Origin of the sequence: Hymenobacter glaciei (assembly GCF_039539585.1) — a bacterium.
GTDB classification, from domain to species: domain Bacteria; phylum Bacteroidota; class Bacteroidia; order Cytophagales; family Hymenobacteraceae; genus Hymenobacter; species Hymenobacter glaciei.
Genome location: NZ_BAABDK010000016.1, coordinates 42,923 through 57,120, shown reverse-complemented (window position 1 = coordinate 57,120; position 14,198 = coordinate 42,923). Strand labels below are relative to the sequence as shown.

At 61.5% G+C, this 14,198-nt stretch carries 15 protein-coding genes; 6 read left to right on the top strand and 9 right to left on the bottom strand.

The features are described 5' to 3' along the window. Positions 1–35: 35 nt before the first annotated feature. Positions 36–1,079, top strand: a complete 1,044-nt coding sequence (locus ABD837_RS09200; RefSeq protein ID WP_345053220.1) for a hypothetical protein — start codon at positions 36–38, stop codon at positions 1,077–1,079. A 340-nt stretch (positions 1,080–1,419) separates the two neighbouring features. Here the strand turns inward: ABD837_RS09200 and ABD837_RS09195 are convergent, their stop codons facing one another. After that, positions 1,420–4,104, bottom strand: coding sequence for an AsmA family protein (locus ABD837_RS09195; protein WP_345053217.1), 2,685 nt, complete (start codon positions 4,102–4,104; stop codon positions 1,420–1,422). 168 nt (positions 4,105–4,272) lie between these two features. Between ABD837_RS09195 and ABD837_RS09190 the strand changes: the two genes are divergently transcribed. Beyond that, entirely contained in the window at positions 4,273–4,830 is a 558-nt protein-coding gene (locus ABD837_RS09190) for a DUF1572 family protein (protein ID WP_345053214.1), read from the top strand. Next, positions 4,827–5,447, top strand: coding sequence for a 2'-5' RNA ligase family protein (locus ABD837_RS09185; RefSeq protein WP_345053212.1), 621 nt, complete (start codon positions 4,827–4,829; stop codon positions 5,445–5,447). Before ABD837_RS09190 ends, ABD837_RS09185 begins: the two co-directional genes overlap by 4 nt. A gap of 44 nt (positions 5,448–5,491) precedes the next feature. Here ABD837_RS09185 and ABD837_RS09180 read toward each other — a convergent pair whose 3' ends face one another. The 4 genes from ABD837_RS09180 to ABD837_RS09165 form a co-directional block, all read right to left on the bottom strand. Then, positions 5,492–6,124 carry a DNA-3-methyladenine glycosylase family protein gene (locus tag ABD837_RS09180; protein ID WP_345053209.1) on the bottom strand — a complete coding sequence of 211 codons (633 nt, stop codon included), beginning with the start codon at positions 6,122–6,124 and terminating at the stop codon, positions 5,492–5,494. Positions 6,125–6,159: 35 nt separating this feature from the next. Continuing rightward, positions 6,160–6,816, bottom strand: coding sequence for a metallophosphoesterase (locus ABD837_RS09175; protein WP_345053207.1), 657 nt, complete (start codon positions 6,814–6,816; stop codon positions 6,160–6,162). A gap of 49 nt (positions 6,817–6,865) precedes the next feature. Then, on the bottom strand, positions 6,866–8,146 hold the full coding sequence (locus ABD837_RS09170; protein ID WP_345053204.1) for a cation:proton antiporter: 1,281 nt from the start codon (positions 8,144–8,146) through the stop codon (positions 6,866–6,868). A 148-nt stretch (positions 8,147–8,294) separates the two neighbouring features. After that, the gene (locus ABD837_RS09165) at positions 8,295–9,338 is read right to left on the bottom strand and encodes a threonine aldolase family protein (RefSeq protein WP_345053202.1); all 1,044 of its coding nucleotides are present in this window, start codon (positions 9,336–9,338) and stop codon (positions 8,295–8,297) included. A gap of 297 nt (positions 9,339–9,635) precedes the next feature. Here ABD837_RS09165 and ABD837_RS09160 point away from each other — a divergent pair, with 297 nt between their 5' ends. After that, a complete protein-coding gene (locus ABD837_RS09160) occupies positions 9,636–10,052 on the top strand; it encodes a hypothetical protein (protein WP_345053199.1) in 417 nt (138 codons plus the stop codon). A 159-nt stretch (positions 10,053–10,211) separates the two neighbouring features. Here the strand turns inward: ABD837_RS09160 and ABD837_RS09155 are convergent, their stop codons facing one another. Further along, positions 10,212–10,715, bottom strand: coding sequence for a metallophosphoesterase family protein (locus ABD837_RS09155; protein WP_345053197.1), 504 nt, complete (start codon positions 10,713–10,715; stop codon positions 10,212–10,214). A 139-nt stretch (positions 10,716–10,854) separates the two neighbouring features. Here ABD837_RS09155 and ABD837_RS09150 point away from each other — a divergent pair, with 139 nt between their 5' ends. Further along, a complete protein-coding gene (locus ABD837_RS09150) occupies positions 10,855–11,553 on the top strand; it encodes an NUDIX hydrolase (protein WP_345053194.1) in 699 nt (232 codons plus the stop codon). Between the two features lie 27 nt (positions 11,554–11,580). Further along, positions 11,581–12,090 (top strand): hypothetical protein, encoded by a 510-nt coding sequence (locus tag ABD837_RS09145; RefSeq protein ID WP_345053190.1) that lies wholly within the window; start codon positions 11,581–11,583, stop codon positions 12,088–12,090. A gap of 7 nt (positions 12,091–12,097) precedes the next feature. Here ABD837_RS09145 and coaD read toward each other — a convergent pair whose 3' ends face one another. The 3 genes from coaD to ABD837_RS09130 form a co-directional block, all read right to left on the bottom strand. Then, entirely contained in the window at positions 12,098–12,565 is a 468-nt protein-coding gene (gene coaD, locus ABD837_RS09140) for a pantetheine-phosphate adenylyltransferase (protein ID WP_345053186.1), read from the bottom strand. 30 nt (positions 12,566–12,595) lie between these two features. Further along, positions 12,596–13,471, bottom strand: coding sequence for a DUF3822 family protein (locus ABD837_RS09135; RefSeq protein WP_345053184.1), 876 nt, complete (start codon positions 13,469–13,471; stop codon positions 12,596–12,598). 105 nt (positions 13,472–13,576) lie between these two features. Further along, positions 13,577–14,086, bottom strand: a complete 510-nt coding sequence (locus ABD837_RS09130) for an NUDIX domain-containing protein (protein ID WP_345053181.1) — start codon at positions 14,084–14,086, stop codon at positions 13,577–13,579. Between the last annotated feature and the right edge of the window lie 112 nt (positions 14,087–14,198).

The window sequence follows — 14,198 nt, the reverse complement described above, 5'->3', positions numbered from 1 at the left end:
CGGCTCGATTCGCACTTTTTAACTTTTCAATTCTCATGACGATGTTTTCCATTCAAGCTAAAGATGCCATATCCCGCCGCTTAGCCCCGGCTGCCGTGCTCGTCACCTTATTGCTAGCCAGCTGCGACAAGGGCGAAACCGGCCGGCTTATCGACCCGGTAACGCCGGTTCCCGCCGTCATCACTTTCACCCAGGCCGGTCTCTACCCCGAAGGCGTGCAGTACGATGCGCCCAACAGCCGCTTTTTGGTGACTTCCCTCACCACCGGCCGGGTGGGCCAGGTGAAGGACGACGGCATCTACAGCCCCGCTTTCCCCGACGACCCCAAGCTGGTGTCGGCTATTGGCCTGTACCTCGATGAGCCCCGCAACCGCGTGCTGGCGGCCATTTCGGACCCCGGAGCCAACCAGGCCCGCTCCACCGCCGCCACGCAGGGCAAGCTGGCCCGCCTGGCCATTTTCAACCGCAGCGCCCCCACGGCGGCGCCCGTAATAGTGGAACTGGGCACCCTGCGCCCAGCCCTTGCCCACTTCGCCAACGACGTGGCCGTGGACGGTTTGGGCAACGCCTACATCACCGACAGCTTCTCCAACCTCATCTACAAAGTGGATGCCGTGACCAACGTGGCCACCGTGTTTTTGGAAGATGCGGCCCGCCTGGGCACCCCGGCCGCCGGCGCGTTCGGCTTCAACGGCATCGTGTTTCACCCGGACGGGTACCTGTTGGTAGCCAAGTCGGACAACGGCATGCTCTACAAAGTGCCGCTCAGCAACCCAAGCGGGTACGCCCCGGTCGCCACCACCCAAAACCTGACCGCCGCCGATGGCCTGCTACTGCAAGATACCAACACGCTGCAAGTGGTGAGCAACGCCCAAGCCAAGGTGTTCCGCCTGGCCACTACCAACAGTTTTGGGGCGGCCACGCTCTCCGGCACCTTCGCCACTAAGGCCGAATTCCCAACCACACTGGCCCGCCGCGATGGCAACAGCTACGTGCTTTACGCTAACCTCGACAAGCTTTTCGGCGGGCAGATGCCGGCCGTCAGCCAATACAGCATCAACCGCGTGACTTTCCAATAAGCAAGCGTTGTAAAAGGTGATTCAGCCCCTTGTCTCAACGTTTTTTGCAGCGGATTACCGCAAGTGAAAGCCGTGAGGTAAGCGTAAAAAGAGGCCGCTTTCCGGATGGGCAGCGGCCTTTTTTGTAACGAAACAGGTCGAAGATTGATTGAAGGTCAGGCTAGCTGTCATCCGCGCAGTGGAAGCATTTCAGCCGCGCGAGCAAGCAATGCTTTCAACAACAAAAGAGCAGAACGGCCCTGGGCGGCGGAAGCGGTTCTCTTAGCCCAAGGAGTGCTGAGGCAAGCCGTGTATCAGGCCAGCGCTAAGGCACCTTCAACAGCGCCCTCAAGTGGCTGGGCTACTTGGGCAGCGGGGCTTTATCCTGCGCTTCGCTCAGCTTCTGCGCGATTTTCTGGGGCACGCCCACGTTGTTGAACAGGCCGCTCACCACGCCTTGGCGCCAAAGTGCGAACACCGAAAACCGCGGCTCGCGGGTGCTCTTCGTCTCGCCGCTCACCACCTCGCCGCGCTTGCGCGGGTTCTGGTCCCGAATCACGAGGACGTTGGCCGCTTTGGAAATAACGCGCTTCAGGAGTGTCTTTTTGACTTCCTCGTCCTTGTAGCCCAGCAGCTGCAGTTGCAGGTCGGTGTATTGGGTCCACATGGTGCCGGTGGTCCCTTTGCGGTCGACCTGCATATCGAAGCGGATGCCCTGCACGTTGCCGCTCTTGAACTTGACCAGCTTGGTGGGCACGGTCATCGAGTTGAGCATGGCAAACGGGCCGGGCCCAAACGTGCCCCAGATGCGGTGGCGGCCCAGTGGGTCGAGCAAATACGCAGACAGCTGCGCATCAAGCCGGCATTGGTTCTGGAGGTAGGTTGTGGCCCTGCCGGTGAGAGGCCGGGCGGGCGTCTGGTGCCGGCGGTCGTTGCTCAGGTTGTAGAACGTGCCGTTAAAGCGGGTGATGTTCATGGTGCCGGTGAGGGGCGTGAGCGGGCTGCGGTAGGCAGTGTACAGGTTGCCATTCACGAGGTCGAGGCGGGCCACATCGACGATAACACCGAGACTCCGCATTTCATCGGGCGAAATTTTGGAGCGGTTGGGGTTGATGGGGCCGCGGCCGTCGGAGGCAATGTTCACCACCGGGCTTTGCACTGTGACGCGCTTCAACCGAAAGTCGCCGTGGTTCACCAATCCCACAAAGTCCATCCCGGCCAGGGTCAGCTGTTTCAGTTTGATGGTGACGGCCGGGGCCTGGTACCCTTTGTGCAGGTTCATGCCCACAGGCGAGTATCGGGGCTTCAGCAGCATGTCGCTGAAGCGCAGTAGGTGAGCATCGGTGTCGAGGTGGACGTGCTGGCTGCTGGCCCGGTAATAAGGCGCATCAAACGGCATGGAAAGCTGGCCGGTGTTCAGCAGCCAAGCGCGGGCGTAGGCAATGCGGCGCGGGTCGGCATTAGCCGCCGAATCGATGCGGATGCCTTTGCCCGTCACGTTCAGGTCGCGCACGTGGGGGGCGTGCCGCCAGCGGCCGAAGCGCACGTCGCCGTGCTGCACCCGCACCACGGCCACCTCGGAGCGACGCAACTGCTTCGAGAGCAGCTTCCAGAAGGGCGGGGGCGGCTGCAGCGGCGGCGTGAAATGCAGCGTTGGCCGGTCCAGAACCAAACTCTGGGCTTGGAGATGCTGCTTTTGCAGCGCTTTCGCATCGAGTCCGGTCAGCGCCAGGCTGGGCAGGGTCAGGTCAACGCGCACGCCGTCGGGCTTGCCCTGGCCGGCCGCGGGCGGCCGAATCCGCACCGATTGCAGGTTAAATGTGCCTTTTGAAGTTGATAGATGCAGGCTGCCCAGGGCCACCGCGTGCGCCGCCACCGTGGCCTGGCTACGGCCCAGGGCCACTTCCCAGGCCTTGGCGAAGAAAACGCGCTGCGCATCGGGCGCGTTCGTCGAATCGAAATGAATAGCGGTGCCCGCCACTTTCAGCCCGCGGATTATGGGATGCGAAGCTTTATTCTGTACTTCAACATAGCCGCCTTGCACGGCCAGGTGAGCCAAATCCAGGCTTTTGATAAAGCTCATCGCCGGGCTCGAATTTCCTGCCGCGCCAGTCGTCGGCAGCACGGCCACAACCTGCGGCTGCTGAATCAGGAGCGAATCGGCCTGAAAGCGGTGCTGGTGCTGCAACGGTGCCGCCCGCAGCCCCACGAGGCGTAGGCGCGGCAGCGTCAAATTGAGACGGGGCTGGCCGGACGGGGCAGGGCCCAGCGGCTGCACCCGCCCGGAGTCAAGCTGCAGGCGTTGGTCGGCGGTTGAAATAGCCAGTTTGGCCACGGCTAGCTGGTGGCCGGCCGCTTGCCCTTGCGCATGTTGCAGCAGCAGGTTCCAGCCACTGGCATAGCCCAGGCGCTGCGAATCGGCCGCGCCGGCCGCACTAATGAGGATATTCTGGGCGCTTAAATCGGCGCGGCGGAACCGGGCCATAAGCGGGGCCTGCGCGCCGCCGGGCTGGTAGGTGGCCTGCGTGTGCAGCAGGCCGAAATAGCCAATGTCAAGGCCCTTTAGCTTGAGCGGTAGCTGCTCGTGGAGCGGCTTGGCGGCGTTGCGGGTGGGTTTCTGGGCCAAAGCCAGCACCTCAATGCGGGCCGAATCGAGCACCACGCTGTCGATGGGCACCACACCTTTGCGCAGCAAAGCCAGTAGGCCGACGCCTGTAACATTCAACTGCGCCACATCGAGCCGGATGCGGGGCAGGGTATCGGCTACCGTGGCGGCCGGGCGCAGGCGTAGGCCACTCAGCCGGATGGCGCGCTGCCACAGACTAGTGTGCAGGCCACCCACTTGCAGGCGGTACTGGCCATGGGTTTGGGTGGTTACCTGCTGCTCCAGCTTGCGGCGCAACCAGGGGTCGAGCAGCTGCTGCACGACCAGGGTAAGCACCAGCAACACGGCCGCTACTCCCAGCAGCCACCACAGCCAGCGCCGCCGGGGGCGTGGCAAATCTGAAGCGTAAGAATTAGAGGAAGCAGCGGGCGGTGCAGACACGGAATTTCAGGGGACTGGCCGGCTTAACGATGAAAACCACCGGCAGGGTTGTGCTGGAAAGAATCAAGTCGATGAAGGCGCGAATTTTCCCGACCATTACGCTGGGTATAAGGACGCACCTTGGAAATTATTTGCGCAATTTTTGCCCGCCGCACCTACATTTACCCCATGCAAGCTCCTCCCGATTCCGCCGCCGTGGGCGAGGCCCTGCTGGCCTCCTTTCGCCATAACTTCCAGCAATACAAAGCCCTGGCCGACCGAGCCCTGGCCCAAATCAGCCCCGAGGAATGGCTGCACCAGCCCGCGCCGGGCAGCAACTCGGCCGCTGTTATCGTGCAGCATCTGGTGGGCAACCTGCGCTCGCGCTTCACCGATTTTCTGACGACCGACGGCGAAAAACCCACCCGCCAGCGCGACCAGGAATTTGAGGAGCCTGCCACGGCCGCCGGCATTGCGGCGCTGCAAGTCGAGTGGCACGCTGCCTGGCAAGTGCTGTTCGACCTGCTCGACGAGCTGCGGCCCGATGAGTTGCTGCGCACCGTGCGCATTCGGGGCGAGGCGCATACGGTATTGCAGGCCGTGCAGCGGCAGGTAGCGCACTATGCTTCCCACGTTGGGCAACTGGTGCAACTCGCCAAAATCATTCGGGGCGAAAGTTTTCAGTCCCTGAGCATCGCGCGGGGGCAAAGCCACCAATTCAACCACGCCATGATTGCGAACAAATGAAACAACTTTTTCAGGGTGAAACGGTCCACGACATGGGCGCCGGCCCCGAAAATTCCGTAACGACTGGTATGCTCGCCATTACCTCCCTGCTCAGCGCTCCACACGTCTCGCGCATCAATACCGTCATCAAAAAGCTGGAGGAAAAATTCGGCATTGATGACGTGCAGGCTACCCTCGACCCGCACCTTACCTACCAGTTAGCCGGCGTCAAAAAACTCAGCTCGCTCAAAACAGCCCTGGCTAAAGTTGCGGATAGCACCGAACCATTTCCGGCCTTTACCACCGGGCTGGGCGTGTTTCCAGGCGAGCGGCCGGTCATCTACATCCCCGTGCTGCGTTCCGATGCGCTCAATGCGCTGCACCGGCGCATTCTGGCTGCCACCGCGCCGCTGTGCCTGCGTACCGACAAGTTCAGCGGCCCCGACTGCTGGCTGCCGCACATCTCCCTGGCCCTGCACGACACCACCGCCGACCTGCTCGGTCCCGTGCTCGGCTACCTCAACCAGGAAACCTACAACCTCAAAATCACCATCGACAACCTCGCCATTTTGCGGCAGGAAGGCGATTTGTTCGTGAAAGAGGAGGTCTTTCACATGAAGGAAAAGGTGCTGGGGTAGGTGGTGCTTTGGTAGAGAAACTAAAAACTCCCACCGCTTTCCCCTTACACCGTTGGCGGAACCTGCGTGCCTTGGTCGAGGCTTTGCCACAGGTACTTGCAGGCCAGCGAGCGGTAGGGCCGCCAGGGTTCGGCAATGAGCAGCATGCGCTTTTGCAGGGCGCGGCCGGTTTCTTCAAGGCCGTAAAGCTTGCGCATGGCATTCTGCACGCCCAGGTCACCTTCCGAAAACACGTCGGGCTGGTCGAGGGCGAACATTTGCAGCATCTGCGCCGTCCAGCGGCCCACCCCTCTGATGGCCGTGAGGTGCAGGGTGAAATCTTCTTCCGAGAGGCTGGTGAGGTGGTTGTAGTCGAGCAGGCCGCGCTCGTTGTACTCAGCGATGGCTTTAAGGTAGCCGGCTTTCTGGCGCGAGAGGCCAGCGGCGCGCAGCTCGTCCTCGCTCAGGGCCAGCACTTCGCGCGGCTCGGGGTAACCTTCGGGCGGAAACAGCGACTGGAAGCGTTTCCAGATGGCGGCGGCAGCTTTGGTCGAAATCTGCTGGCTCACGATGGCGCGCAGCAGCGACAGGTATAGATCTTCGTGCGGACGCGGATGAATGTCGCGGCCGTTGACAATCAAAGCCCCCAGAAGTGGGTCGGCAGCCGAAAGGTGAGCAATGGCAGCTTGGTTGAGCATAACGTCGGGCGGAATAAGGCGCGAAAAAACAGGCGTTACGCCGGTAGGTCGCGAGGGTCAACGGGGATTAAGATAATGTCGAGCACCACGCCGGTGGGGGAGAGGCGCAGGCCGGTGAGGTTGCGCCCAAACACCGCGCCCGTATCAATGTACATGGTGTGCGAGTCGGGGTCGTGAATGGGCTCGCCGTCGTCCATGGGCGTGTGGCCCACCACCTGCAGCTTATCGAGCCGCTTGAGCGGGCCGCGCACCCACAGCAACCCCTCGGCACTCTTGGGGTTGTACGCCTCGGCGGAGGCACTGATGCCCGCATGGCTTGCCAATACGTAGTCGTTTTGCCACAGCAGCGGGAGTTGCTGCAGCCAGGGCAGGTGTTCGGCGAGCAGGCTGGGTTGGCGTTTGTACTGCTCGGTGGTGCTGCGGCCGCCCCACCGCAGCCAGCCCAGCGAAGGGCCATGGGGGCCGTAATGGTGCAGCATTTCGGCCTCGTGGTTGCCCATGAGAAAAGTGGTAGAGGACGGATATTGCTCGGAAAGCTGTTTGGCCAAAGCCACGGTTTCGGGAATGTGCGCGCCCCGGTCCACAAGGTCGCCCACCTGAATGAGGTAGTCGGTAGCCGGATTCCAGTGCTTTAGCAAGGTTCTGAACGTGTGCAAGCAGCCGTGCACATCACCAATGAAAAATAGATTCATGGCTCGAAAAACAGTGGAAAGCTAGCGGAAAGGTCCTGGAAGGTGTGCGTTAATCGACTTTTTTTACATCTTCGGCCTGCGGTTGGCTCAACCCCAGCCAGCGTACCAGCGGCCCAATGGTAAGTCCCTGGCCAATAATTGAAAACACCACAATCACATACGTGATGCCCACCAGCAGCTCACGGGGCGTGGTGGCGGGCAAGCTTAGGGCCAGCGCGACCGACAAGCCGCCGCGCAGGCCGCCCCAGGTCAGCACCGTCAGGCTGTGGTCGGAAGTGCGGAAGGTGCCGCGAATGCGCAGCAGCCCCAGCGGCACCGCCACCGCCACCAGCCGGGCCGCCAATACTACGGCAATGGCCACCAAACCCGCCACTACGGTGCGTTTAGGAATGTGCAGTACCAGCACTTCCAGCCCCATCAGCACAAAAAGCAGGGCGTTGAGCACTTCATCAATCAATTCCCAGAATTTGTCGACGTAATCCTGTGATTCTTCCGAAAGCATGCCGCCGTTGCGGCTGAAGTGGCCCACCAGCAGGCCGGCCATCACCATGGCCAGCGGGCCCGAGGTGTGCAGGCGCGTGGCCAGGGCCGTGCCGCCGGCTACCAGGGCCAGCGTCATCAGCACCTCCACCTGGTAATTGTCGATGCTGCGCAGTAGCCAGGCCGTGCCCAGGCCCAGGGCCGTACCCAACGCCAGTCCGCCCACCGTTTCGCGGAGGAAAATGCCCAGCGCGTGGCTTAGTGTTACGTCGCCGGGCCCCAGCATCGCAATTTCCAGCGTCACCACAAACAGCACCACGCCCACGCCGTCGTTGAACAGGGACTCGCCCACAATCTTCGTTTCGAGCGATTTCGGAATATTGGCTTTGGTTAGAATGCTGAGTACCGCCACCGGGTCGGTGGGCGAGATAAGGGCCCCAAACAGCAGGCAGTGGATAAAGGGCGTGGGCAGGCCAAGCCAGGGCAGCAGCACATACATGGCCCCCGCCACCAGCCCCGTACTCAGCGGCGTGCCCACCAGCGCCAGCACGCTCACCGGCCACCGCAGCTGCCCCAGGCGGCGGGTATCGACGTGAATGGCGCCCGCAAACAGCAAAAAACCCAGCATCACCTGCATTACAATGGCGCTGAAATCCAGCCTGTTCACCAGCCGAGCAAAATCCAGTACGGGTTTCACCTCGAAGCGCGCCAAGGCCACCAGCGCCAGCGATGCCACCAGTCCCAGCACCATCAGCCCAATAGCGGTGGGCATTTTGAGAAAGCGCAGGTTGAGGTAGGCAAAAGCTGCCGCCGTGACGAGCAGCAGCGCAAGGGCGGTGTAGAGGTCCAAGCTAGTATGGGTAAGTGAGGCTGGCGATAAAGAAAAAGAACGTCATGCTGAGCGCAGCCGAAGCATCTCTACCGCGATACTAAGTCTTATTAGTTGCGTGGTAAAGATGCTTCGGCTGCGCTCAGCATGACGTTCTTCTATTAGTGCTCTACGATATTCCTGCCAACGCCATCTCAATGCGTGCCAGCATGGCATCATCCACATCCAAGTGCGTCACGAAGCGAATCCACTGCGGCCCGAAGCTGCTGGCCCGGATGCCCTGCGCCTCCAGCGCGGCCAGGAAACCGGCCGCGGGCTGCACGTCATGCAGGCGGAAAATGACGAGGTTGGTTTCCGGGTTCAGCACCTCGGCCACATAGGGCTGCTGGCGGAGCACCTCGGCCAGGCGGGTGGCCCGGCGGTGGTCGTCGGCCAGGCGGTCGACGTGGTTTTCGAGCGCGTAGAGGCCGGCGGCGGCCAGGTAGCCGGCCTGTCGCCAGCCCCCGCCCATCACCTTCCGAATGCGCTTGCATTTCTGAATAAAAGCCTTCGAGCCCAACAGCACCGAGCCCACCGGCGCGCCCAGCCCCTTGCTCAGACACACGGAAATCGTGTCGAACAGCTGCGCGTAATCTTCGCTGCGTTGCCCGGTAGCCACCAGCGCATTGAAAATGCGCGCCCCGTCGAGGTGTCGGGCAAGGCCGTGCCGCTTGGCCACTTCGCTGATGGCCACCATCTCCTCCCAATTGTAGCAGCTGCCGCCGCCGCGGTTGTGGGTGTTCTCCAGGCAAACCAAGCGCGTAGTCGGATAATGCACGTTTTCAGGCCGAATTGCGGCTTCTACCTGCGCGGCCGTCAGGCGGCCCCGTTCGCCCGCCAGCAACGCCACCGACGCGCCCGAATGGAAGGCAATGCCGCCCACTTCCCACAGGTACACGTGGGCCGTCTGCTCGCAAATTACTTCGCTCAGCGGCTCGGTGTGGGCCTTAATGGCAATTTGGTTGGTCATGGTGCCCGAAGGGCAGAACAGGCCGGCTTCGAGGCCAAAGCGGGCGGCGGCGGCTTCTTCGAGGCGGCGCACCGTGGGGTCTTCTTCGTACACATCGTCGCCCACCGGGGCCGCCCACATGGCGGCCAGCATGCCGGGTGTGGGGCGCGTCACGGTGTCGGAGCGCAGGTCGATAACGGGCAGGGCAAAGGTTTCAGCAGGCATAAGTAATGAGATTCAGTGAGTGTTTGGCGCTGGACAGGTAATGATTGATGCTCAAATGTGGCGCGCGAACAGTGAAGCGAAAGGGTTTGGGATAGATTTATAAAATAAATTCTCCAACCAAAACACAGGCACTGGCCGCTGAGTATCGGCAAAAGTAGCGCCTGACGCGGCCCGGTTGCAGCGGGGCCAAATCCACAGTCATTCAGCAAAATGCCTAGCGGGCTTGCACTTTCCACCAGAAAGCCTTACTTTTGCCCTCCGTTTCGTAAGCCCCTAGACTTTAACCATTCCGGCACCATGTCCGTTACCCGCCTCAAGCGCAAACACCGCAAGAACATTGCCCGCGCCAACAACAAGCAGCACATCATCAAGGAGTTGCTCCGCACGCCCGTTCTGAAAAACGTGGACCTGGACGAGCTGAAGTCGCGCTTCGCCCCAGCTGGCGTAGCCGGTGCCGTGGCTGCCGTAAAGGACACCGCTGCTTCTGCTGTGAAAAAAGTGAAAGAAGTAGCTGATGCCGTTGTGCACAGCGACGTGGTCGAAAAGGCCAAAGAAGTAGTAGCTGACGCCGTTGAAAGCGTGAAGGAAGCCGTAACCGGTTCCGACGAAAAAGCCGACAACGCCGAAGCTTTCGACGCTGCCGATGCCGAAACCAAGCCCGTGAACGAAGACGGCCAGGAAGGCGAGCACCCCAAGCCCGAAATCGCGCTGTAAGTAATTAGCTGCGGCCCCAGGCCGGCAGCTTCCCATTTCCACAAGCCCCGTTTCCCTGTTCTGCAGGGAGCGGGGCTTGTTGGTTTGTAGTGGGTGCCGGCTGGCGTTGCGAGTGAAGCGCAGCGGAATGCCGCGCCCCACTCGCAGTCACATATGCCCTTACCCCGCCCGCTTGCCCAACTCCACGGCCTGCAAATTCACCACTTTACCACCGTCGATTCCGAAGCGCAGCAGCGTGCGCACCTGGTGGAAGCCGTGCCGGCCGGCCGCGCCGGGATTGAGGTGCAGCAGGTGGCGGCGCGGGTCCGGCATCACACGCAAAATGTGGGAGTGGCCCGTTACAAACAGGCCGGGGCGGGTAGCGTCGAGCAGGGGGCGAGCAGCGGGCGCGTAGTGGCCCGGGTAGCCGCCAATGTGGGTAATTACGACGCGCAGTCCCTCAATTTCAAAGTCTTGCACCAGCGGTTGGGTGTGGCGCACGTCCGTGCCGTCGATATTGCCGTACACGCCCCGAAACCGCGGCGCCAAGGCCTGCAATTCGTCCACCACCCGGGCGTCGCCGAAGTCGCCGGCGTGCCATATTTCGTCGCAGCCGCGCAGATGATGCGCGATGCGCTCGTCGAAATAGCTGTGGGTGTCGGAGAGCAGGCCAATGTGCGTCATGGGGCAAAGATGGGGCAGGCCGCGAAATCGGTTCGGCCCCGTATCTTGCGGCCGCTGCCTTCCGCTATATTCTCTTTTTTCTTTGGATGCCGGCAGCCCCTGTTTGCCCGACGTCTGTTTTCACAAGCCGCCTATCCCGATGAACATTTTCATCAACGACATTCCGCTGGTCATCAAAAAGCTCAGCGAAAAAGTGTACAAGCACAAGTATGACCTCGTGCTGAATCCGGACGACGATTTTACGTCGAAGGACTTGGTGGGCGACGTGCTGGTGCGCGACGCCGGCCCCTTGTTCATCGACCGCTTGCTGCGCCTGATGGAAGTGAAAAAGCTGAAAAAGCTGAAATCGCTGACCATGCTGGTAAAAAAGAAAAATTTTATCACCCTGCATTTCAAAGACCAGTTCAAGATTGCCAAGGCCGGCGGTGGGCTTGTGGTGAAAGGCGACCAGGTACTGATGATTTACCGCCTGGGCAAGTGGGATTTGCCCAAAGGCAAGCTTAAGAGCGACGAAGACCAGGCCGCTGGCGCACTGCGCGAAGTGGAAGAGGAAACCAACATCAAGCTGGAGTTGGGCGAAGAACTGCCCAGCACCTGGCACAGCTATGCCTACAAAGGCAACAAGATGCTGAAAAAGACCAGCTGGTACCTCATGAAATGTCTGGACGACAGCCTGATGAAGCCTCAGACCGAGGAATACATCGAGGAAGTGCGCTGGATGTCGCCTCAGGAAGCCCTGGCTAAGCTGGAGGATTCCTACGCCTCTATCGCGCTGGTGGTGCGGCACTACCTGAGCGAAATGGCTGGCAAACCAAGCAAGGAAGCCAAAGCCAAATAGTGCCTTCGGCCCCGTATCTTCGTAGGTATGGGGCTGCAACGTATCATCATCTGGGGAATAGCCGGCACAGCACTGGTCGCGTTGGTAGCCGCGTGCTCGCGCTCGAGCGAACGTATGCAGGAGCACGCTATCCCCGCGGCAGCCCACTTGTCCTCCGCTCCTTTGGCGCGGGCGGAAGTGGCTGTACCTACGTTATTAGGGCTTTCGGTTGATGAACTGGCCCGGCACCTGGGGCCACCGCAGCCCATGCCGGTTTCGGTGAAGGCGGTGCTGGAGCAGTTCCCCATCGCCGATACTGCCGATTCGACGCGTTACTTCCGCTACCAGCACCTCTCTTTGCTGGCCAGCTACGATAATGCAACCCGCCACCTCAACGACTTGGTGCTGCTGGGGACTAACGAGGACCTGCTGATGCAACAGGCTGGTTTAGCCGTTGAAGCTGCCAATTATTTAGTGTTGCCGGTGTTTCAGGCGCACCGCCCCACGCAGCTGCTTGGGCTGCGGGTCGTACCGCTCGACCCCACCCAACTGCAATAAGCTCGCGCTAGCTAACCCGGGGCGGCAGTTCAAACGGCACAAATGCCGAAACGTCGGCCCCAAAACGGTGCAGGTCGCGGATAATGGTGCTACTGATGGCCCCCAGCGTAAGCGAGGTCAGTAGAAATACCGTTTCCAGCTCCGGGAAAACGTGCTGGTTGCCGTAGGCAATGGGTTTCTCGTACTCGAAGTCGGGGCTGGTGCGCAGGCCGCGCAGCAGGTAGCGCGCCCCGGTGGCACGTGCAAACTCGGCCGTGAGTCCCTGATAGAGCTGCACCGATACGCGGGGTTCATCGGCAAACAAGCCAGCAATCAGGTCCTGCATTTGCTCGGCGGGCAGGTAGCGTTGCTTGGCGCTGTTGGTGCCAATGGCAACGATAACCTTGTCAAAAAGCCCCAGCCCGCGCCGCACAATGTCGAGGTGCCCAGTGGTGAAAGGGTCGAACGAACCGGGGAAAAGCGCAATGCGGGGCATGGGAGTAATGTTGAGGCTTTTTATTCGGGATTAAGCGAAGTGCAGGCTGAACAAATCGAAATAGCGGTACTCGAACACGTCGTTGAGGCGGTAGCTGTACTGCACGTTGGGGGGGCGCGAGCCAAAGTGCACGTTGCGCACATAGGTGCGCAGCAGGCTGAACACGGCCGAATCGGGCGTGAGGTCACCCCACACGGTCACATCGTCCTGGTCGGGGTCGAGGGCCAGCTCCTGCATCACCAGAATGGTGTAGTACACCACGTCTTCGGCGGTGGTGCAGGGGAACACGTTGCAGTATTCGAGGTGCTGCCCCAGCACCACGAGGGTGAGTTCCTGCTGGCCGGGGTTGAGGTAGAGGCGGCGCTGCGAAGCGGCTCCGCGCTGGTTAACGAGGCCTGCCAGCAGGGCGCTGGTGTGGTGCAGCAGGCGGCCGGTGGCCCCGTAAGTAGCCGTGAGCCACGCGGCTAGTGCGGCATCGGTGGCAAATACATTCACCAGCTCCAGGCCGGGGTGGGTGGTGTGGCGGATGGTGTCGGTGGGCGAAGGCGTGTGGTGCAGGCGCAGGGCCGCCGCCTCGTCGCCGGCCCGGAACAAAGGCGCCGGCAGCAGCGTGAAAGCCCGGCCCGTGACGGCCAGCCGCACGGCATTCCAGCCGCGCAGGTTCAGGAAATCGTGCTGAGCGGCCAGCGCGGGTACGCCGCCGGCGGTGAGTTGATATTCTTCGAGGGCCACAAACTTGCGGCGCTCTACATCGGCTACGGCCAGGTAGAGCCGGGCGGGGCCGGCCAGCAGGTAGAGGTTGTAGGCGGCCGCATTGGCCGGGTCAAAGGTTTCGTCGCGCAGCTGGAGCAGCGCCGTGGGCGCGCCCGATGGCGCAGAAACAGGGTAGGATGCAGAAGAAGGCACGAATCGAAGCTAAAGCCGGCCGGGTGGCCGGGGCTAAAGATAATGCCTGAGGGCAGCAAACGGCAGCGCGAAAAAGCAGTGCCATAGGTTGTGGGCACTCGGAGGCTACGAAAAGAGCAGCTGCGGTACGAAAATATCGTCGGGGCTAAGCACCTGCCGCAGCACGGGGTGTAGCTGGGCAGGGGGCAGTTGTTGCAGCTGGCGGGGAGTAAACCATTGCAGCGCAGTCAGCAATTGGGCATCAGACCCGTGCTCAGGGTCGTGGCCCAATTGAGGCGTTTTATCGCCGTCGGCCAGCACTTCAAAAAACAATTCCAACGCCTGCAACGGCCCCTGGCTGAACTCGTGCAGGTGCAGGAAGCGGCCCACCCGCACTGCCAGCCCGGTTTCTTCCTGAAACTCGCGTACCAGGGCTTCCTTCAGGCTTTCACCAAACTGCCAGCCTCCGCCGGGGGGCGACCAGAACGGCGTGTGCTCGGGCAGCAGCCCGCGGTGCCCGGCCAGCAGCATCGCGCCATCGCGCAGCAGCAACCCACCCACGCGCACGCGCACCCGGCCAGAGTACGCCTGGAGCAAGGCATCGGAAGAATCGGGTAAAGAAGAAGGTGTCGTCATATAACAAGGTAGGCGAGAACAAGGATGCCGAATAGCTTGCCCGACTAACGGCCCCTCGCCCACATTGTTTTGCTCAGGGACCGAAAAAAGCGACATTCCTTTGCCCTGACCG